This window comes from Novosphingobium sp. BL-S-32 (assembly GCF_056857055.1).
In genome coordinates this window covers 2,506,257-2,527,990 of record NZ_CM166476.1, presented here as the reverse complement: position 1 = coordinate 2,527,990, position 21,734 = coordinate 2,506,257, and the positions used below count along the sequence as shown (strand labels likewise).

22 protein-coding genes are annotated in these 21,734 nt (G+C 65.5%); 12 read left to right on the top strand and 10 right to left on the bottom strand.

Annotation, left to right across the window (positions count from 1 at the left end):
* Positions 1–69: 69 nt before the first annotated feature.
* Entirely contained in the window at positions 70–510 is a 441-nt protein-coding gene (locus AC1VVK_RS11790) for a hypothetical protein (protein ID WP_482903131.1), read from the top strand.
* 50 nt (positions 511–560) lie between these two features.
* Positions 561–1,856, top strand: a complete 1,296-nt coding sequence (locus AC1VVK_RS11785) for an acetyl-CoA hydrolase/transferase family protein (RefSeq protein WP_482903130.1) — start codon at positions 561–563, stop codon at positions 1,854–1,856.
* A gap of 228 nt (positions 1,857–2,084) precedes the next feature.
* On the opposite strand, the gene AC1VVK_RS11780 is transcribed toward AC1VVK_RS11785, so the two are convergent.
* Positions 2,085–2,420, bottom strand: coding sequence for a GIY-YIG nuclease family protein (locus tag AC1VVK_RS11780; RefSeq protein ID WP_482903129.1), 336 nt, complete (start codon positions 2,418–2,420; stop codon positions 2,085–2,087).
* 89 nt (positions 2,421–2,509) lie between these two features.
* On the opposite strand from AC1VVK_RS11780, the gene AC1VVK_RS11775 reads away from it, so the two are divergent.
* Positions 2,510–3,040 carry a DUF2239 family protein gene (locus tag AC1VVK_RS11775; RefSeq protein ID WP_482903128.1) on the top strand — a complete coding sequence of 177 codons (531 nt, stop codon included), beginning with the start codon at positions 2,510–2,512 and terminating at the stop codon, positions 3,038–3,040.
* A gap of 80 nt (positions 3,041–3,120) precedes the next feature.
* Here the strand turns inward: AC1VVK_RS11775 and AC1VVK_RS11770 are convergent, their stop codons facing one another.
* A complete protein-coding gene (locus AC1VVK_RS11770) occupies positions 3,121–4,380 on the bottom strand; it encodes an aspartate kinase (protein WP_482905156.1) in 1,260 nt (419 codons plus the stop codon).
* Positions 4,381–4,462: 82 nt separating this feature from the next.
* Here AC1VVK_RS11770 and ubiG point away from each other — a divergent pair, with 82 nt between their 5' ends.
* A complete protein-coding gene (gene ubiG, locus AC1VVK_RS11765; RefSeq protein WP_482903127.1) occupies positions 4,463–5,212 on the top strand; it encodes a bifunctional 2-polyprenyl-6-hydroxyphenol methylase/3-demethylubiquinol 3-O-methyltransferase UbiG in 750 nt (249 codons plus the stop codon).
* A 331-nt stretch (positions 5,213–5,543) separates the two neighbouring features.
* On the opposite strand, the gene AC1VVK_RS11760 is transcribed toward ubiG, so the two are convergent.
* The 4 genes from AC1VVK_RS11760 to AC1VVK_RS11745 all read right to left on the bottom strand — a co-directional run bounded on the left by AC1VVK_RS11760 (position 5,544) and on the right by AC1VVK_RS11745 (position 7,380).
* Positions 5,544–6,044 (bottom strand): AAA family ATPase, encoded by a 501-nt coding sequence (locus AC1VVK_RS11760; RefSeq protein WP_482903126.1) that lies wholly within the window; start codon positions 6,042–6,044, stop codon positions 5,544–5,546.
* The gene (gene pnuC / locus AC1VVK_RS11755; protein ID WP_132388380.1) at positions 6,041–6,643 is read right to left on the bottom strand and encodes a nicotinamide riboside transporter PnuC; all 603 of its coding nucleotides are present in this window, start codon (positions 6,641–6,643) and stop codon (positions 6,041–6,043) included. The genes AC1VVK_RS11760 and pnuC overlap by 4 nt, the downstream gene beginning before the upstream one ends.
* 78 nt (positions 6,644–6,721) lie before the next feature.
* Positions 6,722–7,069: an ArsC family reductase gene (locus AC1VVK_RS11750; protein ID WP_482903125.1), complete on the bottom strand. Its 348-nt coding sequence runs from the start codon at positions 7,067–7,069 to the stop codon at positions 6,722–6,724.
* Positions 7,066–7,380 (bottom strand): antibiotic biosynthesis monooxygenase family protein, encoded by a 315-nt coding sequence (locus AC1VVK_RS11745; protein ID WP_482903124.1) that lies wholly within the window; start codon positions 7,378–7,380, stop codon positions 7,066–7,068. Before AC1VVK_RS11745 ends, AC1VVK_RS11750 begins: the two co-directional genes overlap by 4 nt.
* A 94-nt stretch (positions 7,381–7,474) precedes the next feature.
* On the opposite strand from AC1VVK_RS11745, the gene aroC reads away from it, so the two are divergent.
* Together aroC and AC1VVK_RS11735 are read left to right on the top strand one after the other, a co-directional pair.
* Positions 7,475–8,542, top strand: coding sequence for a chorismate synthase (aroC, locus tag AC1VVK_RS11740; protein WP_482903123.1), 1,068 nt, complete (start codon positions 7,475–7,477; stop codon positions 8,540–8,542).
* A gap of 15 nt (positions 8,543–8,557) precedes the next feature.
* On the top strand, positions 8,558–9,058 hold the full coding sequence (locus tag AC1VVK_RS11735) for a GNAT family N-acetyltransferase (RefSeq protein ID WP_482903122.1): 501 nt from the start codon (positions 8,558–8,560) through the stop codon (positions 9,056–9,058).
* Between the two features lie 413 nt (positions 9,059–9,471).
* Here AC1VVK_RS11735 and AC1VVK_RS11730 read toward each other — a convergent pair whose 3' ends face one another.
* Complete coding sequence (locus tag AC1VVK_RS11730) at positions 9,472–9,846, bottom strand: hypothetical protein (RefSeq protein WP_482903121.1); 375 nt, start codon at positions 9,844–9,846, stop codon at positions 9,472–9,474.
* A gap of 198 nt (positions 9,847–10,044) precedes the next feature.
* Here AC1VVK_RS11730 and ahpC point away from each other — a divergent pair, with 198 nt between their 5' ends.
* The 4 genes from ahpC (at position 10,045) to AC1VVK_RS11710 (ending at position 16,066) form a co-directional block, all read left to right on the top strand.
* The gene (ahpC, locus tag AC1VVK_RS11725) at positions 10,045–10,611 is read left to right on the top strand and encodes an alkyl hydroperoxide reductase subunit C (RefSeq protein ID WP_132388366.1); all 567 of its coding nucleotides are present in this window, start codon (positions 10,045–10,047) and stop codon (positions 10,609–10,611) included.
* A 157-nt stretch (positions 10,612–10,768) separates the two neighbouring features.
* Positions 10,769–12,358: an alkyl hydroperoxide reductase subunit F gene (gene ahpF / locus AC1VVK_RS11720; RefSeq protein WP_482903120.1), complete on the top strand. Its 1,590-nt coding sequence runs from the start codon at positions 10,769–10,771 to the stop codon at positions 12,356–12,358.
* A gap of 179 nt (positions 12,359–12,537) precedes the next feature.
* The gene (locus AC1VVK_RS11715; protein ID WP_482903119.1) at positions 12,538–12,849 is read left to right on the top strand and encodes a hypothetical protein; all 312 of its coding nucleotides are present in this window, start codon (positions 12,538–12,540) and stop codon (positions 12,847–12,849) included.
* A 328-nt stretch (positions 12,850–13,177) separates the two neighbouring features.
* Positions 13,178–16,066: a TonB-dependent receptor domain-containing protein gene (locus tag AC1VVK_RS11710; RefSeq protein ID WP_482903118.1), complete on the top strand. Its 2,889-nt coding sequence runs from the start codon at positions 13,178–13,180 to the stop codon at positions 16,064–16,066.
* 146 nt (positions 16,067–16,212) lie between these two features.
* Here the strand turns inward: AC1VVK_RS11710 and AC1VVK_RS11705 are convergent, their stop codons facing one another.
* The 3 genes from AC1VVK_RS11705 to AC1VVK_RS11695 all read right to left on the bottom strand — a co-directional run bounded on the left by AC1VVK_RS11705 (position 16,213) and on the right by AC1VVK_RS11695 (position 18,921).
* The gene (locus AC1VVK_RS11705) at positions 16,213–16,788 is read right to left on the bottom strand and encodes a Smr/MutS family protein (protein WP_482903117.1); all 576 of its coding nucleotides are present in this window, start codon (positions 16,786–16,788) and stop codon (positions 16,213–16,215) included.
* 18 nt (positions 16,789–16,806) lie between these two features.
* Positions 16,807–18,045: a murein transglycosylase A gene (mltA, locus tag AC1VVK_RS11700; RefSeq protein WP_482903116.1), complete on the bottom strand. Its 1,239-nt coding sequence runs from the start codon at positions 18,043–18,045 to the stop codon at positions 16,807–16,809.
* 180 nt (positions 18,046–18,225) lie between these two features.
* The gene (locus AC1VVK_RS11695; RefSeq protein ID WP_482903115.1) at positions 18,226–18,921 is read right to left on the bottom strand and encodes a Tim44/TimA family putative adaptor protein; all 696 of its coding nucleotides are present in this window, start codon (positions 18,919–18,921) and stop codon (positions 18,226–18,228) included.
* A gap of 414 nt (positions 18,922–19,335) precedes the next feature.
* Between AC1VVK_RS11695 and secB the strand changes: the two genes are divergently transcribed.
* Both secB and murJ read left to right on the top strand, forming a co-directional pair.
* Complete coding sequence (gene secB / locus AC1VVK_RS11690; RefSeq protein WP_132388352.1) at positions 19,336–19,851, top strand: protein-export chaperone SecB; 516 nt, start codon at positions 19,336–19,338, stop codon at positions 19,849–19,851.
* A gap of 137 nt (positions 19,852–19,988) precedes the next feature.
* Positions 19,989–21,557 (top strand): murein biosynthesis integral membrane protein MurJ, encoded by a 1,569-nt coding sequence (murJ, locus tag AC1VVK_RS11685; RefSeq protein WP_482903114.1) that lies wholly within the window; start codon positions 19,989–19,991, stop codon positions 21,555–21,557.
* The last annotated feature ends 177 nt before the right edge of the window (positions 21,558–21,734 follow it).

Here is a 21,734-nt window from a genome sequence, read left to right as displayed (position 1 = left end):
CGAACCTTCCGCCATCACGCCCTTCCCCAACCTCCCTTGAACGATCCAACCACCGGACCCTTGCACGGTATGACCAATGCCCCCCGTGGCGCCCTGCGCCAGCCTTCCATTCTCTTCCTCCTCGCCCTGGTAGTGATCGCGGGCGTCGCGCTCGCCGTCACTGTGGTCGCGCGGCCGCATGTCGCCGCGACCGGCATGACGGCCACGCCGCGTTTCGCCAGCCTTGCCGATGCCGACCGCAAGGCCTTGCTCGACATCGAGATCATGGCAAGCAACGTCGCCGCCCGCCTCGACGGCACCAGCGAGGATCGCCAGCTTGCCTTCGTGCAGCTCGGCGTGCTCTCCGCCTCGGTCCACACGCTGGACGCGGGCGTACCCGTCAGCCTGCGCCGCCATATGGCAGAGCAGGTCAGGCTGGCGCACGAAGCCGTCAAGCAGGGCCATACCGATGCGGCAGCGAGCACCCTGCGCGAACTCAGCAGCCATCTCGCATCAGGCCGGGCAGTTTAGGAATTTTCGCGAGGCTTGATCTCGTCGCCCGGGGGTGAGACCCATGGGCGATGGATGTCCGCAGTCTCTACCAAGCCAAGCTGACCACGGCCGACATGGCGGTGCAGGCGCTCGAAAGCGACAGCGACCTTGCCATGGGCATGGCCGTGGGCGAGCCGCCCGCGCTGCTGGCTGCCATCGCCCGCCGGGCCGAGGCGGGCACGCTGCGCGACCTCAGGGTCTGGTACCTGCTCTCGCAAGTCCATGCCGGATCCACCATCCTGCGGCGCGACCTGCTGGGCAAGATTCGTCCGCAGTGCCTGTTCATGAGCGGGGTCGAACGCGCGCTGATAAAGGCCGACCCGGCTGCCGAGGCGCTGATCGACTTCGTACCATGCGCCTTTTCCGGGTCCGCGCGCCTGCTGCGCGACGAGATCGAACTCGACGCCTGCGTGCTCACGGTCTCGCCGATGGATGCGGACGGCTATTTCAGCTTCGGCGCGGCGAACGACTATACATCGGTTGCCGCGCATTGCGCCCGGATCGTGATCGTCGAGGTCAACCCGGCGATGCCGCGCGTCACCTGCCCGCGTCCGCTCCACATCTCCGAAGTCTCGGCCATCGTCGAGAACCACGTCCCCCTGCTCTGCTTTGGTGAGGCGGCGGGATCGCCGGAGGACGAGGCGATTGCCGCCTCCATTGCCGAGCTGATCGACGACGGCGCCTGCCTGCAAATGGGCATCGGCAACCTGCCCGCCGCGGTCTGCCGCCGCATCGGTAACCGCCGCGATCTTGGCATCCATACCGAACTGCTGACGCCCGCGATGGCCGGGCTGGCCCAGTCCGGAGTCGTCACCAACCGCCTCAAGACCACGCAGCCGGGCCTTACCGTCTATTCCTTCGCGATGGGGGACGAGCCGTTCTACCGCTGGATGGACGGCAATCCCGAGGTCTATTCGATGCCGGTGGACGTGGTGAACGCCCCCGCCGTGATCGCGCTGAACGACAAGGTGGTCTCGGTCAATGCGACGATCCAGGTGGACTTGCAGGGCGCCTGCAATTCCGAATTCATGGGCGGGCGGCAGTTCTCCGCCGCCGGTGGCCAGCTGGATTTCGTGCGCGGGGCCTATGGCTCGAAGGGCGGCGTTTCAGTGATTGCCTGCCGCTCTACCGCGCTGGGCGGCACGGTGAGCCGCATCGTGCTCAAGCTGGACGGGCCGGTGACGACGCCGCGCAATGACGTGCACTGGATCGTCACCGAGCATGGCGCCGCCAACTTGCGCGGCAAGTCCCTGCGCGAGCGGGCGGAGTTGCTGGTCGGGCTGGCGGATCCTAAGTTCCGGGACGAGCTGGCGAAAGCGCTCTAACCTTATCGCTGCAAAGCAGACTTAGCCTCAAAACAGACTTAGCCTAAAACACCCCGTCGCCCCCGCGAAGGCGGGGGCCCCGCTTTCTGGTTTCACGCGGAGACGCGGAGAGATCGTGCAGCAATCCACCGTTCTCTCCGCGTATCTGCGTCTCTGGGTGCTGAAAGAAGAACAAGCGGGATCCCCGCCTTCGCGGGGATGACGGGGGTTTTTTGGCTGAGCTTGGACCTAGATCGCCGTCGCTCCCAGCCGCTCGACCCAATTTGCATGGCGCTGCTTGAGTTCCCGCCCCAGCCCAAGGCCGAGTTCCTCGGCATCCAGAACTTCCAGCACCTCGAACGCAAAGGCGTCCGCTCCATGCGCGTTCCATGCCTCCTGCAACGTACGCTGCGGCGTCGTGCCCTGTCGCAGCATGAACGACAGCCGGTTCCAGATCGTCGCCAGATCCGGTGCGCGACCGACCCAGGCCTCCCCGCTCGCCGTGCAGCGCAAGCCGTAGATGCCCGGATCGACTTTGCGTTCGCGATATTCGGCAATGGCGGCCTTGCGGTCCTGACGTTCCATGGTTCGATTCCTTTTCGTATTTTCACCCGGATAAATTGACTCGCGTGCAAATACAATTTACCCGGGCAAAAATAATATCAGGACCCGCGATGACCCAGACCTGCACCGCCTTCATCGGCACCACCCGCGCCGCGCGCGGCACGCCCACCGAACTGATCGCCGCCCTGCGCGGCCGCGAGCAAGGCGTGCTCGTGTTCGACGACGCCACCGGCCGCCCGGTCGATCTCGACTGGCGCGGCGTCGCCACTCCTGCCCCCGAGGAGAGCGAAGCGCCGCGCCGTCGCGGCCGCCCGAAGCTGGGCGTCGTCGCCCGCGAAGTGACGCTGTTGCCCCGGCAGTGGGACTGGCTGTCCCAGCAGCCCGGCGGCGCCTCGCAGGCACTGCGCCGCCTCGTCGACGAGGCCCGCAAGGCCGACCACGGCCGCACCGCGCGGCGCATGGCGTACGAGCGCGCCTACCGCGTCATGTCCGCGCTCGGCGGCGACTTGCCGGGGTTCGAGGAAGCCAGCCGCCTGCTCTTCGCGGACAGGCTGGAGGATTTCGCCAAGGCCCTCGCTTCATGGCCCGGCGATTTACGTGATCACGTGCTCGAACTGGCCCAGCCCTCACTGGAAGACTGATACGAAAAAGGCGGCGCTCACCGCGCCGCCTTTCTCTAATTCACACTATTCCGACCGCTCACCCTGAGCTTGTCGAAGGGTCAGGCCGCAGCGTCGAGCCCGTAAGCCGTGTGCAGCACGCGCACCGCCAGTTCGGTCTCGTCGGTGTCGATCAGGACCGAAACCTTGATCTCGCTGGTCGAGATGGCGATGATGTTGATCCCGCGATCGGCCAGCGTCTTGAACATGGTGGAGGCAACACCGGCATGGCTGCGCATGCCGACGCCGACGACGCTGATCTTCGCCACGCTGCTGTCGGCGATCATGCGGTAGTAGCCGATGGCTTCCTTGCGCTCTTCCAGCAGCGCCTGCGCGCGGACGAGGTCGGCCTGCGGCACCGTGAAGGTGACGTCGGTCTCGCCCTTATCCTTGGCGACATTCTGGATAATCATGTCGACGTTGATGTTCGATTCCGCGAGCGGCGCGAAGATCGCGGCCACGGCGCCCGGACGGTCGGGCACGCGGGTAAGGGTAACCTTGGCTTCGTTCTTGTCAGCGGCGATGCCGGTGATCAGCTGGCGTTCCATGTCGCTTCCTTCAAGTTCTTCGTCGCTGACGATCATCGTTCCGGGGAGGGTGTCGGCCGCAGGGGCATTCTCGTCAATGAACGAGGACAGCACCTGAACGCGCACGTTCTCCTTCATCGCGAGGGAGACCGAGCGGGTCTGCAACACCTTCGAGCCGACCGAGGCCAGTTCGAGCATTTCTTCGTAAGTCACCAACGGCAGCTTGCGTGCCTTGGCAACGATGCGCGGGTCGGTGGTGTAGACGCCGTCGACATCGGTGTAGATGTCGCAGCGGTCGGCCTTGACCGCCGCCGCCACGGCCACCGCCGAGGTGTCCGAACCGCCACGGCCCAGCGTGGTGATGCGGCCGTCGGGCGAAACGCCCTGGAAGCCCGGGATCACCGCGATTTCACCGGCAGCCATCGAGGCCAGCAGAGCGTCCGAATCGAAGTCCTCGATACGGGCCTTGGCATGGGCGTCGTCGGTCTTGATCGGCAGCTGCCAGCCGAGCCACGAGCGCGCCGTGCAGCCCATCGCCTGAAGCGTCAGCGCCAGCAGCCCCGAAGTGATCTGTTCGCCCGCGGCCACGACCACGTCGTATTCCGCCGGATCGTAAAGCGCATTGGCCTCGCGGCAGAAGTTCACGAGACGGTCGGTCTCGCCCGCCATCGCCGAGACGACGACCGCCACTTCATGGCCCGCTTCCTGCTGGCGTTTGACGATACCCGCCACACGCCGGATTCGCTCGGTGCCGGCCATCGACGTGCCGCCGAATTTCATCACGATGCGTGCCAAGGTCTGGTTGCTCCCCATCAGGATTGTGCGCATGACGGATGCGCGTGTGGATAACGGTCGGGCGCGCTGTTAGGGGGGAGTCATGGACAATGCAACTGCTTCGAACACGCCTTCCGGCGCAACAATCGATCCGAAGGAAGCGGCGCACTTCGGCGCTATGGCCGCCGAGTGGTGGGATCCCAAGGGCTCCTCGGCCATGCTCCACCAGCTCAACCCGGTGCGTCTGGGCTTCATTCGCGCCGCGATCGATACGCATTTCGGCACCGATTCGCGCGCGTTGAAGCCGCTTTCCGGCAAGCGTGCGCTCGATGCGGGCTGCGGCGCCGGGCTGCTTTGCGAACCGCTCGCCCGCCTCGGCGCTGCAGTGACGGGCGTGGATGCGGCGGCGGAGAACATCGCTGCGGCAAGCGCCCATGCCGAGGCGATGGGCTTGCCGATCGATTACAAGCACGGGGAACTGGGCGCGCTAGGCCTCTCCGGTTTCGACCTCGTCTGCTCGCTGGAAGTGATCGAACATGTGACCGACAAGGCGCTGTTCATCGGCCAGCTTGCGGATGCGCTGGCGGACGATGGGCTGATGCTGCTCTCCTGCCCCAACCGCACCGCCGCCTCGCGCCTGCTGCTGGTCGAGGCGGCCGAACGACTGGGCAAAGTTCCGCGCGGCACGCACAACTGGAGCCAGTTCGCGACGCCCGACGAACTGCGTGCGCTTGTTGAAGGCGCGGGTCTGGTGATGGGCGAGCCGAAGGGCATCGCCTGGTCGCCGACGCGCGGGTTGCATCTGTCGGAGGATCTTTCGCTGAACTTTATCGTGACGGCGCGGAAGGGCTGAGGCCTCTAAATTCCTCCCCTGCAAGGGGAGGGGAACCGCCCGAAGGGTGGTGGAGGGGTGTAACGCTCTCGCCGTGGCGCGCCATCGAGAGGCTGATACCCCTCCGTCAGCGCTTCGCGCTGCCACCTCCCCTTGCAGGGGAGGATCTGGAGCCCGCGCTCTAACTCGATTACCCGCTACATCTCGTCGTCCCCGCGAAGGCGGGGACCCCGCTTGTTCTTGCGGCGGGGCGAAAAGGAAGCGGGGCCCCCGCCTTCGCGGGGGCGACGGGACTGTTGTTAGGACTGCTTCGGTTAGGACTGCTTCGGTTAGGGCTTCTGCGTTTACGGCCCTACGCTGCGAGAAGCCCCGCGATAGCCGCCCGCACTTGCACCTCACGCTCCTCCCACGAACCGCCGATCCGCGTGAACGGCACCTTCGCCCGCACCAGCATCTCCTCGGCCAACCCGGCAAAGCGCGCCCGCGCCTCGTCGGTGCCGAAGAACCGCGTACCATCGTCCCGCCACGGCACGTCGGGCGAAAACAGCAGGTAGTGATCCGCCTTCGGGTAGTTCATCAACACATCCGGCACCTCGCCAAACAGCATCTCGGCCCAGGCGGCGGTCATGAGCTGATCGGTATCCAGCACCAGCAGCGGCGGACGTGCGGCCATGGCCAGCCGGTTCTCTTCCGCCTGCCCCTCGGCAATGGCGAGCAGGTCCGCCATCGTCAGGTCGGTCCCGCGCTCCTCGCAGTACGTGCGGCCATACTCGGGCACCCACGGATGGCCGAGCCGCGCGGCGAGTACCGACTTGCCCGTGCTTTCCGCCCCGTGCAGGCAGACCGTGATCATGCGATGGCTGCTGCGGCTTCCCGCTCGCGCTCACGCGCGTTCTGGGCCTTCTCGGCAGCGATCCATTCGCGCAGGCCAAGCACCGACATCGTGAGCATGACCAGATAGAGCACCACCGTCGGCCAGAGATCCTTGTAGACGTAGACCCCGATCGACCCCAGATCGATGGCGATCCACAGCACCCAGTTCTCGATCCGGCGATAGGCCAGCAGGACCTGCGCGGCGATCGAGGCCCCGGCGATGGCGGCATCGGCATAAGGCAGCGAGGCATCGGTGAACTTGTGCATGACCCAGCCGAGGTTGAGCGTCAGCGCCACTGTCGCCACCAGCCAGAGCATGCGGCTGAACACGTCGAGCCGCCGCACCGGCACTCGCGTCTCACCCCCGCCCGCGCGCACCCAGAGCACCCAGCCCCAGACCTGCGCGGCCAGGAAGAACACTTGCAGCCCCGCCTCGCCGTAGAGCTTGGCCTCGAAGAACACGAAGAAGTAGAGCGCCACCATGGCGATGCCGAACGGGAAGTTCCACACGCTGCGCCGCACCAGCAGCGCGATGTTGGCAAGCCCCAGCCCTGCCGCAATCCATTCGACCGTGTTCATCGTCGCCCCTTCAATCGTCCCTTCAATGTGCAGTCCGGCCTCCGCTCAGGCTGGATGCACTTGGGTAAATCCATTCGTTCAGGACAGCGCCGCGTCCCATTCGTCCTGCTTGAAGCCCACCAGCAGCCCGCCCGGATATTCGACGACCGGGCGCTTGATGGTGCTCGGCTGCGCCACCATGATGGCGATGGCCTTCGCCGCATCGAGGTCGGCCTTGTCCGCCTCGGACAGCTTGCGGAAGGTAGTGCCCGCGCGGTTCAGCAGCTTTTCCCAGCCCGCCTCTGCCACCCATTTTTCGAGCCGGGCCGGATCGGCGCCTTCCTTCTTGTAGTCGTGAAACGTGTAATCCGTGCCGCGCGCGTCCAGCCAGTTACGCGCTTTCTTGACGGTGTCGCAGTTGGGGATGCCGTAGAATTCAAGGCTCACGAGTCGGTTTCCCTTTCGAAGTGGCGCACCCGCGGCTCGTTGCAGGCGAAGAGCGTATAGTTCTGATAATAATGCTCGCGGCCCTTGCCCTGCACTTCGGCGTGGGCGGCCACGAGCCGCCAGGCCAGCGCGGCGGCTTCGTCGGCCCATTCGGACAGGGCGATCACTTCGCCGTCGTCGCCGGTGTAGCTCTTGAAGGCGAGGAAACCGGGCTGTGCGCGGGCCAGCGCCTCCATCGCCTCGGCATCGGCGGAATAGGCTGCGGCATCGATATCGGCACGCTTGCGATTGCGGAATACGACCAGGAACATAGCCCGCTCATGGCCTCTCGCGGCGCATTCGGCAAGCATGTGGCGCGCCGCGCATGCTGGACAAACCGAAGATTGCGCGCCAGAGCGCGAGGCCATGAGCGTGAACACTTTCGGCCGTCTTCTGCGATTCACCACCTGGGGCGAGAGCCACGGACCGGCCATCGGCGCCGTCGTCGACGGGTGCCCGCCGGGCCTCGCCATCGAGGAGAGTGTGATCCAGCCCTTCCTCGACGCGCGCCGCCCCGGCCAGTCGAAGTTCACCACGCAGCGGCAGGAGCCGGATCAGGTCCGCATCCTTTCGGGTGTGTTCGAGGGCAAGACCACCGGCACGCCCATTTCGCTTATGATCGAGAACGTCGACCAGCGCTCGAAGGATTATTCGGACGTCGCCAAAGCCTATCGCCCGGGCCATGCCGACTATGCCTATGACGCCAAATACGGCTTCCGCGACTATCGCGGCGGCGGCCGCAGTTCCGCGCGAGAGACCGCCAGCCGCGTGGCGGCGGGCGGCGTGGCGCGTCTGGTGATCCCGGAAGTGGCGATCCTCGCCTATGTCTCGGAGATCGGCGGCGACGCTATCGATAGGACGAACTTCGACGCGGCCGAGATCGGCAACAACCCGTTCTTCTGCCCCGACGCAGAGGCCGCGAAGCGCTGGGAGAAAATCGTCGACGATGCGCGCCTTGCCGGATCTTCGGTCGGCGCGGTGGTCGAATGCGTCGCCACCGGCGTTCCCGCCGGCTGGGGCGCGCCGCTCTACGGCAAGCTCGACGCCGATCTGGCCGCCGCGATGATGGGCATCAACGCGGTGAAGGGCGTGGAGATCGGCGACGGTTTCGCCGCCGCGCGCCTGACCGGCGAGCAGAATGCCGATCCGATGCATCCCGGTGTTGGCGGTCCCGAATTCAGCGCCAACCACGCGGGCGGCATTGCTGGCGGGATTGCGACCGGCCAGCCGGTGGTGGTGCGCGTGGCCTTCAAGCCGACCAGCTCGATCCTCACCCCGCAGCCCACGATCACCCGTGAAGGTGAGGCGACCGAATTGTTCACCAAAGGCCGTCACGACCCCTGCGTCGGCATTCGCGGCGTGCCGGTGGTCGAGGCGATGATGGCGCTGGTGCTGGCCGATCACAAACTGCTCCATCGCGGCCAGTGCGGCTGATTTCGCGAGGCTGAGGTGATCTCCCTCCGCCCCGAGCAGGACGGCGACGCCGCAGCCATTGGCGCGCTGGTGACCGCCGCCTTCCTTGGCGCCGAGCATTCGAGCGGCACCGAAGCCGCTATCGTCGACGCCCTGCGCGCCTCCGGCATGCTCACCGTATCACTGGTGGCGGAGGCGGACGGCGTGATCGTCGGCCATGTGGCCTTTTCACCCGTCACCATCGATGACACGGATCTGGGCTGGTTTGGGCTCGGCCCGGTTGCCGTCAGGCCCGATCACCGGCGCCAAGGCATCGGTGCCCGGCTGATCGAGGCCGGCCTTGCGCGGTTACGTGACGCCGGGGCGCAAGGCTGCGTGGTGCTGGGCGATCCTGCCTATGACGCCCGCTTCGGATTCGAGAGCGATCCCGCCCTCGCCTATCCCGGCGTGCCGGCCGAGTACTTCCAGCGCCTTGTCTTCACCGACTCGGCTCCTGTCGGCGAAGTTGCCTATCATCACAGCTTCGCCGCAAGCTGACCATCCCCGCCTGCAAGGAGAGGGGGACCGCCAAAGGCGGTGGAGGGGTATCCCCCTCTCGATAGCATGACACCCCTCCGTCATCGCTTCGCGATGCCACCCCCCTTGCAGGGGAGGACCGGAGTTTGCCGGCAAACCGCGCCGTAGATTGGGGCAAGCTATCAGCCCCCTCACACAACCGATCCATCATCCCCGCGAAGGCGGAGATCCCGCTTTTCTTGAGCCCCGGCGCAAGGAAGCGGGCCCCCCGCCTTCGCGGGGGCGACGAAGGTGTTTTGGGATTACGTCCCTCACATCGCCCTTCTCCAAACCGCTCAGGCTGAGCTTGTCGAAGCCCCCGCGGGCGTGGCGCGAGGCCTCACATCCTTCGACAGGCTCAGGATGAGCGGTGGTGGAGTTCGCGGTATCCGCCCTTAATCCAGCTTCGCATCCGCCAGCGGCGCTGTCCGTGCCTCCAGCCTACCCTCGCCGCGATAGACTAGCGCGCAGCTTGCGCTGCCGGCGCAGAACTGTTGCACCGGCGCCAGCGCGCGGGCGCCGTAGCGGTAGGTCAACTCGCCTTCGGTGATCTCGAACCCGGAAATGTCGCGGATGCGGTGTTCGTGCGCGAACATCACCGCGTGGCCCTGCTTTACCGGCGCCCAGAACGACCACTGATCGTAAAGGCGATGGTGATAGCGGAACTTCATGTCGCCCTCTGCCCGGTTGTCCAGCGAGGTGGGCCAGCTGTTGCAGGCGGCCAGCGATGCGCAGGCCGCTGCCAGCAGCGCAAGTCGTATCGTCTTCATGCCTCCCCCTAAACCCACTTTCCGCATCGCCGCACGGATTTTCGCATGCGCGAGCATTTTATCGACAGAAACGTTCAATTCACCGTTAGTGATCGATCAATCCGATCAACCCAATCGGATCAACACCCTACACATCGGCGCCCTGTCCGCCTATCTCGGTCCTCGAAGTTCAACACCCAATCGAGGGAGATTACATCCATGGGTATCATCGGCAGCACCATCAAGCCTTTCAAGAACACCGCTTTCCAGGCCGGCAAGGGCTTCTTCGACGTCACCGACGCCGACATCGCCGGCAAGTGGGCCGTGTTCTTCTTCTACCCCGCCGACTTCACCTTCGTCTGCCCGACCGAGCTGGAAGACCTGGGTGAACAGTATGCCGCACTGCAGGGCATGGGCGTGGAAGTGTACGGCGTTTCGACCGACACGCACTTCAGCCACAAGGCCTGGCACGACACCTCGGACAAGATCGGCAAGATCCAGTACGCGTTCCTGGGCGACCAGAACCACGCGCTAACCGAAGCCTTCGGCGTTCTGCGCGAAGATTCGGGCCTGGCCGACCGCGCCACTTTCGTGGTCGATCCCGAAGGCGTCATCCAGATCATGGAAATCACCTGCGAAGGCGTTGGCCGTAACGCTGTCGAACTGGTCCGCAAGATCAAGGCTGCCCAGTACGTCCGCGCCAACCCCGGCCAGGTTTGCCCGGCCAAGTGGGAAGAAGGCGGCGAGACCCTCGCTCCCTCGCTTGACCTCGTCGGCAAGCTCTAAAAACTACGCGATCCCACGGGTCGCGTGCTGAAGGTGCGCGGCCCGGGGCCTCCCTCCCCCCGTGCCGCGCCCCCATGCCCCCAAGCTATGGCGCGCCGGTAAGGAACCTGTCCCCGGGCCGCCCCTTTCGTCACACTGATTTCAAAGGACCAGACTCATGCTCGACGCCGCTCTGAAGCAACAGCTCTCGCAATATCTCGCCATGCTGCGCGAGCCGATCGAGCTCGTCGCCTCGCTGGGCGACGATGCAAAGTCGGCCGAGACCCGCGAGCTGCTGACCACCATCGCCTCGCTCTCGGACAAGGTCACCGCCACTTTCGACGGCGACGATGCCCGCCGCCCCAGCTTCATCGTGCGCCGCGCTTCGGACGCCAGCGCCTGGGTGCGCTTCGCGGGCTTGCCGCTGGGCCACGAATTCACCTCGCTTGTCCTCGCCCTGCTGTGGACCGGCGGGCATCCGCCCAAAGTCTCTGACGAGACGCTTGAGCAGATCCGCAATCTGGAAGGCAGCTACGAGTTCGAGATGTACTTCTCGCTCTCCTGCCACAACTGCCCGGACGTGGTGCAGGCGCTGACCTTGATCGCGCTCAACAACCCGCACGTGAACGCCACCCTGATCGAAGGCGGCGCGTTCAAGGACGAGGTGGAAGGCCGCGGCGTCATGGCCGTGCCCGCGGTGTTCCTGAACGGCGAGATGTGGGGTTCGGGCAAGATGGGCGTGGAAGAAATCCTCGCCAAGCTCGACACCGGCGCCGATGCCAAGGCCGCTGCCAAGCTGGCCGAGAAGAAGCCTTTCGAAGTGCTGGTCGTCGGCGGTGGCCCCGCCGGTGCCTCGGCCGCGATCTACACCGCGCGCAAGGGTTTCAGCACCGGCATCGCGGCGGAGCGCTTCGGCGGTCAGGTGCAGGACACCATGGGCATCGAGAACTTCATCTCGGTCCCCTACACCGAAGGCCCGAAGCTGGCCGCTGCGCTGGAAACGCACGTTGGTGAATACGACATCGACGTGATGAACCTGCAGCGCGCCGAAAAGCTGATCCCGGCCAAGGAACTGGGCGGCTATCACGAAGTGGTCTTCGCCAACGGCGCATCGCTCAAGGCGCGTTCGCTGGTGCTGACGACCGGTGCCCGCTGGCGCAACCTGGGCGTGCCCGGTGAGGCCGAGTACAAGAACAAGGGCGTGGCTTACTGCCCGCACTGCGACGGTCCGCTGTTCAAGGGCAAGCGCGTGGCGGTGATCGGCGGCGGCAACTCCGGCGTTGAAGCGGCGATCGACCTTGCCGGGATCGTCGGCCACGTCACCCTGATCGAGTTCGACGACAAGCTGCGCGCCGACCAGGTGCTGGTGGACAAGCTGCGTTCGATGAAGAACGTCGTTATCCTGACCAGCGCCCAGACTGTAGAGGTTACGGGTGACGGCGAGAAGGTGAACGGCCTGCACTACAAGGACCGCGCAAGCGGTGTGGAGCATAAGGTCGAGCTGGAAGGCGTGTTCGTCCAGATCGGTCTGGTGCCGAATACCGAGTGGCTGAAGGACAGCGGCGTTGCGCTCTCGCCGCGCGGCGAGATCGTGATCGACGACAAGGCGGCGACCAACCTGCCCGGCATTTTCGCGGCAGGCGACGTGACCACCGTGCCCTACAAGCAGATCATCATCGCCATGGGCGAGGGATCGAAGGCAGCGCTGTCCGCGTTCGACTACCTGATCCGCAACGAGGCGCCGGTCGCGGTTCTCGAACCGGCCTGAACATAGAATACCCCCCGAGCAAGCGGGCGGGCGCCGAAAGGTGCCCGCCCGTTTTCGTTTGCGCGTTTGAAATTCAGCGGACCGCGCGGATACGTTTGGGAGGCCTTTGGCACGGCAAAAGTTGTAAGCTTGCGCCAAAGGCTGCAATTGGGGTTTCGCCGCCTTTGCGGACATCCATCTTGTGGCAGCGTCTGACAATGGGAAACCGACTGGCCGGTATCGTCGCAACGCTTTGGTTCTTTTTTGCACTGTCGAGCCTGTTCATAGCGTTGGTTTTCTCGCCAACGGGATTGCGGCTGCTGCTTCCGGACGTTCATCCGATCACATGGATATACCCTGCGCTTCTAACGGTTCCGCCGGTCGTCGGCGGATGCGGCAAGCTTATCGCCACAAGGCTTTCCCGAATGCTCCTGTGTACTCTCGCGGTAGCGCTAGGAGTGGTTACGATGCTTCTCTTCGCCTTTTTGACAGCAACCTTCATCGGCCATTGACCGGCAGTTGCCCCGCAACTCCCGCCCTTCAAATCCGCTCAGGCTGAGCCTGTCGAAGCCCCCGGCGACGTGGCGCTGATCCAACATCCTTCGACAAGCTCAGGATGAGCGGGGTGTGGGGGATAAGGAGTTTTACGGACGCTCTAATTTTTCGTTCGCCACGTTCGAGAAAATCCTGCACCTGCAAGAATATTGTTGCCCACGCGCCACAGCATCTCGCTAATATTTCACATTATTTACAATGTCGCAGAATTCTGTTGCGTGGCAACATGACGCAAGTGACGCTCCCAAGTACCCGATTTAGGGGACAATCTTGAGGGGTCGTTACATGAATATGCGTAACTTCCATTTGCATTGCAGCATTGCCGCACTCACTCTCGGGGCACTGGCCATGCCCGCTACCGTCCAGGCACAAGACACCGCATCGGACAACGGTCTGGATGCTCCCGCACAGGCCATCATCGTCACCGGATCGCGCATCCGCCAAAACCCGCTCGACAATCCGAGCCCGGTGGTCACGGTCAGCAACGAAGACGTCGCCCGATCCGGCCTCTCCTCCATCGCCGACGTGCTGCAACGCCTGCCCAGTGCGGCGGGCGGGCTCAACACCAAGGTCAACAATTCGGGCAATATCGGCAATCCGCAAGACGGCGGCGGCGTCGGCGCGGGCACCAGCGAGATCGATCTGCGCTACCTCCTCGCCAAGCGCACGCTCGTGCTGGTGGACGGCATGCGCTACGTGAACGCCACGGCCGCGAGCGGCATTCCCTCCACCGTCGACCTCAACACCATTCCCGCCAGCCAGATCGAGCGGATCGAGGTGCTGCAATCGGGGCAGTCGCCGCTCTATGGCTCGGACGCCATCGCCGGTGTCGTCAATATCATCACCAAGTCCGAGCAGGACGGCCTGCGCGCTTCGGGCCAGTTCGGCACCTACCGCCAAGGTGACGGCCATACGCAGGACTATAACGTCAGCTACGGCGTCAAGGGGCCGACCACTTCGGTGGTGTTCGGCGCCAGCTACGTGAAGCAGGACAAGGTCAGCACCGCCGACCGTTCGATCTCGCAGTTCCCCAATCCCGGCCAGACCTCCTGTCTCGACCCGCGCGGCGGCTGTTCGTCGGCGGCGGTGAACGGGCGCATCGTCTTTAACGAAGGCAATCCTTCGCTGCCCGCGGGCGGCAGCATCACCCCCCGCAACCCGCCGCTGACCACGCAGGGCGTCTACGACCCGACGCTGGTGGGCGGTGACTTCCGCGCCTTCACCGATGCGGACCGCTTCAACTTCTCGCCCTACAACTACTTCCTGACGCCGCAGGAGCGCTATGGCGCCTGGGTCAGCGTCAAGCAGGAGCTGACCTCCAACATCACCTTCCGCGCGAAGATGGTCTACAACCATCGCAATTCGCAGAACCAGGCGGCGTTCCTGCCGCTCTTCGTCGGGCCGGACGCGGGCAATGGCAACTTGCTCGACACGGTCTCGATCGACGCAACCAACCCTTACAACCCCTTCGGCATCACCCTGAACTCCGGCGCAAACGGACAACCGGCGACTTACAGCTTCATCGCCCGCCGCCTGGTCGAGGCCGGACAGCGGACCTACACCCAGCACGTCGACACGATGACGGCCAACGCATCGCTGGACGGCAGCTTCCATATCGGCACGCGCAAGTTCTACTGGGACGTGAATGCCGCGTTCGGCTGGAACGACGCGAACCAGACCTTCACCGGCAACGTCAACGCGGCGAAAGTGGCGCAGGCGCTGGGGCCGCTGGCGGACTGCACCGGGGCCTGCGTACCGCTCAACCTGTTTGGCGGCGAAGGGTCGATCACACCGGCCATGCTCGACTACATCTCGTTCACCGAGCATGACCGGTCGAGCCAGCGCATGCAGGACTACACCGCCAACGTCACCGGCGATCTGTTCGACCTGCCCGCCGGTCCCGTGGGCATGGCCGTCGGTTACGAGCACCGCTATCAGTTCGGCTCGTTCACGCCCGATCCGATCATCCAGGCGGGTCTCGGTGCCGACATTCCGGCTCAAGCGGCAGCGGGCAGCTACAATTCGGACGAGTTCTACGGCGAACTCCGCGTCCCGATCCTGAAGGACACGCCGTTCTTCCAGCAGCTCGAAGCGGACGGCGCGGTGCGCCATGCCAACTATTCGACCAGCGGATCGAGCACCACGTTCACCGCCACCGGCCTGTGGAAGCCGGTGTCCGACCTGCTGCTGCGCGCATCCTATGCCGAAGGCTTCCGCGCTCCGGCGATCGGCGAACTGTTCGGCGCCCAGTCCCGCGCGGACGCGCCGATCAACGACCCCTGCACCAATGTCGACGGCTCGCTCTGGCAATCCTCGCAGACCGTGCGGAACAACTGCATCGCCAACGGCGTGCCCGCAAGCGGCAGCTATCAGGAACCGCAAGGCGGCCAGATCGGCACACTGACGGGCGGCAACGACACGCTGAAGCCCGAAACCAGCAAGACCTGGCTGTTCGGCGGCGTCTACAGCCCAGCGTGGGCGCGCGGCGGGTTTGCCCGCAACCTCAGCCTTGAAGTCAATTACTACGACATCAAGGTGAACGACGCGATCTCGGCGATCAACCCGCAAGTCACGCTGTCGCGCTGCGCCGAACTGGGCGATCCCACGGCCTGCGCCAATGTGATCCGCACGCCCAGCGGCATCATCTCCCGCGTGGTCGGCCTGCTCCAGAACATCGGCGGGATCCGCACGCAGGGCATCGACATCAGCCTCAACTACACCTCGCCCGAAACCGGCGCGGGCACGTTCGGCCTGTCGTTCAACGCCAACCGGCTGCTCAAGTATACCGAGACTTTCCCGACTGCGGATGGCTCGGCCACGATCAGCTACAAGGGCACCACGCGCGGCTTCCCGGACCAGTCCTATCCGGAGTTCAAGGGCACCGGCATCCTGTCGTGGTCCTACGCCGGGGTCGATGCCTCGTTCACCGGCCGCTATATCGACAGCGTGGTGGAGAGCGACGGCCACAAGATGGGCGACCGTTTCTATGGCGACATCCAGCTCAGCTACACGCCGAGCTTCATGGACAGCGCGCTCACGTTCACGGTGGGCGTGATCAACCTGTTCAACACCGATCCGCCGGCCTGCAACACCTGCACCGGGCCGAACTACGACCCGACGACGTATGACGTGCCCGGCCAGTTCGGCTACTTGCGCGTCTCGGTGAAGATGTAACGAACCTGTTTCCCGGCGCGGGAGTTCCTTCCGCGCCGGGTGCAACGGTTGACGACAGACGGGGCCGGACCAACCCGGCGCACCGACGCTCGCAATGACGAAGGTTGGGAAGGTGCGGAAGGCCCGGTTTAGCCCCCGCCCTCCGACTATCGGCGCTTTTTCAGCACCACATAGAGCGCGCCCTGCCCGCCATGGCGGCGATGCGCGCCGCGTACGGCGACGATGTCGAAAGCATGTTCGCTCGCCGCCAGCCAGTCGGCGATCTTGGCGCGGATCGCGCCGCGCGCGGTGCCGCGATCCATGGCGTCGACCGGGCGCGGCTTGCCGGTCACCACCAGCACCACCCGCGCGCCCATCGACTTGGCCTGCGTCAACCCGTGCATCAGCCGCAGATAGGCCTGATCGAGGCTCGATCCGTGGAGGTCCAGACTGAAATCCGGCGCCAAGGTGCCCTTGGCGATGCGCTTTTCCCACGAACCGTCGAGCTGGAGCGCCCCCGGCCCGGCCGGTTTGGGCGGCGCCGGTTTCGGCACCAGCGGCGGCGGGACGCGGCCCTTGACCTTCTTCGGCGGCAGCGCGGCAGGCGCGGCCACGGCCTTTACCTCCACGGGTTCGGCAGGCGCAGGCGCAGGCCGACGCTTTTCGAGCGGCGTCACCGTCCGGGCGACTTGCGCCCAGACTTGTGCTTCCTCCGCTGTCAGTCGTCGTACCGGTCTTCTCATCTAAGCCTTCTTACTCGATCACGGCTGCAAACGCGCGAGCGTACCCTTGGGCACCAGCACCAGCGCATCGCCGCGACCGCTCATGCCACCAGCCGTCAGGCGTGCCTGATCGCCCGCGCCCCAGAACGTGTCGAAGCGGTTGGCGCCCTTGATCGCGCCGCCGGTATCCTGCGCTATCCATAGCCCGCTGGCCTCCCCGCGATCCAGCCCCAGCCAGACCGGCGCGCCCAACGGCACGAATTGCGGATCGGCCGCGACCGAGGCATGCGCGCGCACCGGCACGCCCAGCGCGCCGAGCGGCCCGGCGCCGGTCAGCTCGCGGAAGAACACCCACGACTGGTTGCGGCGCATCAGCACATCGCCTTCCACCGGGTGATCGTGGATGTACTGGATGATCCCCTGCATCGAGCCCGGATATTGGCCCGGCCCAGTGCCCACCAGCCCGCTGTCGCGCATCACCGCGCCGATGCCGGTATAGGGAAGCCCGTTCTGCCCGGCATAGCCGATCCGCATCACGGTGCCGTCGGGCGCCCGCAGGCGGCCGGAGCCCTGAACCTGCAGGAAGAAGAATTCGACCGGGTCATGAACCCAGGCGATCTCCAGCCCCTTGCCCGCCAGCGCGCCGTCCTCGATCTGCGCGCGGTCGAAATAGGGTACGAACAGCCCGTTCTCGTCATAGCGGCCGAGCGGCATCTGGCCCTTGGCATTGGGCTGGGCATCACCCGGTCGCGCGCGGACGAGGTCGGCCGGCATGCCGTAGACCGGCACTTCATAGCCCGGCAGGTGCGTGCGCGATCCGGCGATCTCGGGCTCGTAGTAGCCGGTCGCGAAGCCGCGCCCGTCGCCCACTTTCACGGCCTCGAAATAGGTCTGGAAGAACTGCACGGCGGTGCCCGGCCAAGTGGCGGCAGCGGTGCAGGCGGTCTGCCAGTCGCCGGGGCGGGTCAGGCCGCTGGCGTCGGTACGCTTCGAAACGCTGGGGCAGCTTTCGCGGAAAGAGGCCAGCGCGGCGGCGCCGTCTGCCGCGCCTACCGGCAGGTCGGTGATCGGCGGCCCCGCGCGCACGCCTAGCGCGACGGCATTGGCCGGAGGCGGCGTCCCGGGAGGCGTTGTGGACGGCAAGGTCGGCGGCCGCGACACGCTGCCGGGGCCCGCACCGCTGGGAACCACTTGCGCGCAGCCGGACAGCAGCACGCCATAGAGCAGCGCCCCCGCGAGCGCGCCAAACCGGACGGGGAAACTCTTCCGCCGCGTCATCCCTGCTGCCTGCAAGATCGTCCTCCGCACCCCAAAAGGCCCCAAAAAAGCCCTAAAAACAAAGGGGCCGGACCTTTCGGCCCGGCCTCTCAATCCTTGTGGGATCAGGTCGTTGAAATCAACCGCCCTTGCGGCATTCCGTGACGGAAGCGAGTCGGTTAAACCTCGGAATCCGGAGCGTCAGCCCGCGTCCGTCTCGTCGAGCAGCCAGTCGGGGCCGGTGGCATCGACGTGGCGGCTGAAGGTCCAGATATCGACCGCCTCGATGGCGTCATCCAGCGATCCTGCGATCACGTGACCCTCGGCATCGCGCGTGACGGCGGCAATGTCCGAACGGAAGCGAATGGTGATGCGGGCAAGGCCGTTATCGACCCCGGCCGCCGAAATCGCGGCTTCCTCGATCCGGATCAGGCGGTTGTCGAGCGTTTCGCCCGCCGCCAGACGCGCATCGATGGCGGCGCTGAAGCTGTCATAGACATCGCCGTCGCAGAGCGAACGCAGTTCAGCCTTGTCGCCCTTCCAGAAGGCTTCGAGGATCAGGCGGTAGGCGCTGCGCGCGCCTTCGAGGAACGCGAAAGCATCGAAACGACGGTCGGCATTGGCGATTTCGCCAAGGCCACGCTCCACCGAAGGCGGGGCGAGCGGCATTTCGCGCTGACGCGGTGCGAAGGGCTGGCGATCCGTCGGCTTGGCGTCGGGCTTGGCCTCCGCCTTGGGCTGCACGGGGACGCGCGGCGCACCGGGCTGGCCCTGGCGGCCTTCGAAGCGTCCCTGGATCGGCTCTTCCTCATGCTCGGCGCGGCGGCCGAGTACCGAATAGAGCCGCAGGCCAAGAAAAGCTGCGATCATGGCCAGGATCACGATTTCCGGTGTCACGTTCCTTTGTCCATCCTTTGCTTGGACGCTATATCTTCGGATGCTGCGCGCCTTGGACAGTGCGGGCAAAAGACGAATCGCCCGCATCCGCGAGAAGTCGGGCACGCGCCCGGAAGCGTCATCATAAACCCAGATAGGTACAGTTTACAAATGAACAACGCGTGAGCGCGGCAATCGGGGATTTTTTTCGCCGAAACGCCCGCTGCGGCAGTTCCTTCGCGGTAAAGCTCTGCGACTAACGCCCGAAACCGGCACAACCTTGCCCAGTATGCGGTGGGCAATGGCCGCCTGCCTCGGCGAATCGCGGTTAAAACTGCGCAACAAATTCGGCCCCGCGCCTTTCCCAGCTTGCGAAAATGCTCTAGGCGCCCCGCCAGACTTCATCCGTATCCTTATAGACGGGACACAATCGAAATGGCCGACGAAGGCAACGTCATCTCCGACATCAACCTCGGCACCGGCGAGGACAACGCGCCGACCGCCGGCATCATCTCGCAGTACGTGAAGGACCTCTCGGTCGAGAATCCGAACGCGCCGCAGAGCTTCTCGTGGCAGGCCGCGCCGCAGGTCGACATCCAGTTCAACATCGGCGCCCGCCCGATCGACGGCGAAGTCCACGAAGTCGAACTGAAGATCACCGTCGCCGCCAAGGCCGACGAAGGCACCGCCTATGTCGTCGACCTCAGCTATTGCGCGCTGATCGGCATGCGCAACCTTGACGAGCCCAGCATGCACGCGTTCCTCTACGCCGAAGCGCCGCGCATCATCTTCCCGTTCGCCCGCCGCGTCGTTGCCGATGCCGTGCGCGATGCCGGCTACCCGCCGCTGATGCTGGAGCCGATCGATTTCAACGGCCTGTACTTCCAGCAGCTCGCCGCCCGCCAGCAGGCCGAGGCCGAAGGCATGGGCGAGCCGGTCGGCCACGCCTGAGGCTTTCGCCGCAGTGACTTCAAGGCCCGTCCGCTCCCATCCCGCAAGGGTCACGGGGCGGGCGGGCCTTTTGGCGTTTCGGCCATCGACGGACCGCCCCTGATTTTGCAGTTGAATTCTGAAGGACCCATCCGGGGATGAATCTCACCAAGGCGCTTGCCGGTGTCGGCGGCCTGACCCTCGCCAGCCGAGTCCTCGGGCTCGTGCGCGACAGCCTGTTCGCCCGCTTCGTCGGCGCCGGTTTCGCGTCGGACGCCTTCCTGATCGCCTTCCGGCTGCCGAACATGTTCCGCGCGCTGTTCGCGGAAGGGGCTTTCGCCTCGGCCTTCATCCCGATGTTCAACCAGAAGGTCGCGGACAAGGACGGGCCGGGACTGGCGGCCGGCATCACCTTCGCCGAACAGGCGCTTTCCGTGCTCCTGCCGATCCTGATCGTGATGACGGTGATCCTGGAAGCCTTCGCCTGGCCGGTGACGCTGATGCTGTCGGGCGGTTTCAACGGCGTCAATCACGAGCAGTTCGCCTTCGCCGTCACGCTCAGCCGGTTCACCATTCCCTATCTGGCGCTGATCAGCGTGGTCTCGCTGCTGGGCGGCATCCTGAATTCGCTCAACAAGTTCTGGGTCAACGCCGCCGCGCCGATCCTGCTGAACCTGACGCTGATCGTGGTCCTGCTGGGCTTCCACTCCAGCGATCCGCTGGTGACGGCCCGCAATCAGGCCATCGGCGTTACGGTATCGGGCGCGTTGCAGCTCATCTGGCTCTACTTCGCCTGCCGTGCCAACGGCGTGTCGATGCGTCTGCGCGCGCCGGTCTGGAACCCTGACGTGAAGCGGTTGATGGCACTGATCTGGCCCGCTGCCGCCGGTGCCGGCGCTGTGCAGATCAACCTTGTCGTCTCGACCTTCCTTGCCGCCACGTTCCTCGCCCATGGCTCGGTGACTTATATCTACATGGCGGACCGGCTGAACCAGCTTCCGCTCGGGCTGATCGGCATCGGCCTCGGTACCGTGCTGCTGCCCACGATCTCGCGCCAGCTCGGCGGCGGGGACGATGCGGCCGCCATGGACACGCAGAACCGCGGCATGGAACTGGCACTGCTGCTCACCTTGCCCGCCGCGGTCGCCCTGATCGTCTGCGGCCAGCCGATCGCCGCCGCGCTGTTCGGCTATGGCAAGTTCGACGCGAACGACGTTGCCCGCACCGCCGAGGCGCTCGCCGCCTTCTCGATCGGTCTGCCGAGCTACATCCTCGTCAAAGTGCTGACGCCGGGCTTCTACGCCCGTCAGGACACCCGCACGCCGGTCCGCTATGCGATGATATCGATGGTCGTGAATCTCGTGCTCAACCTTGCGCTGATCGCACCGCTTCAGCACATGGGCCCGCCGCTGGCGACCGCCATCGCCTCCACCGTGAATGTCGCCATGCTTTATTGGACGCTGGTGAAGCGCGGCCATTTCCAGTCCGACGCCCGCCTCAAGCGCCGCGCCCCGCGCCTGGCGCTGGCGGCCATCGCGATGGGCGTGGCGCTGTGGTACGGGCAGGACCAGCTGACCCCCTACCTCCACGGCACCTGGCTGGTGCGCGGACTGGCGCTGGCGGCTCTGGTTTCGGCGGGCGGCGTTGTCTACGCGCTGGCAACTCTGGTGACGGGCGCCTTCACCCGCGACGACCTCGCCCTGCTGCGCCGCCGCAAGGCAGCCTGACTTCTCGGTGGGCCACTCCCGTCCCCGATCGAACATTTCCGTCGCCCCCGCGAAGGCGGGGACGACGACTTATAGGGCCGATGCCCTGCTCTTCCATCCACGCGCAGGTATGCTATGAGCCACGGCCATGCAGGACCTTTCGCACCCGAAGTCTGCCGAAACCCGTCGCCTCTCGTG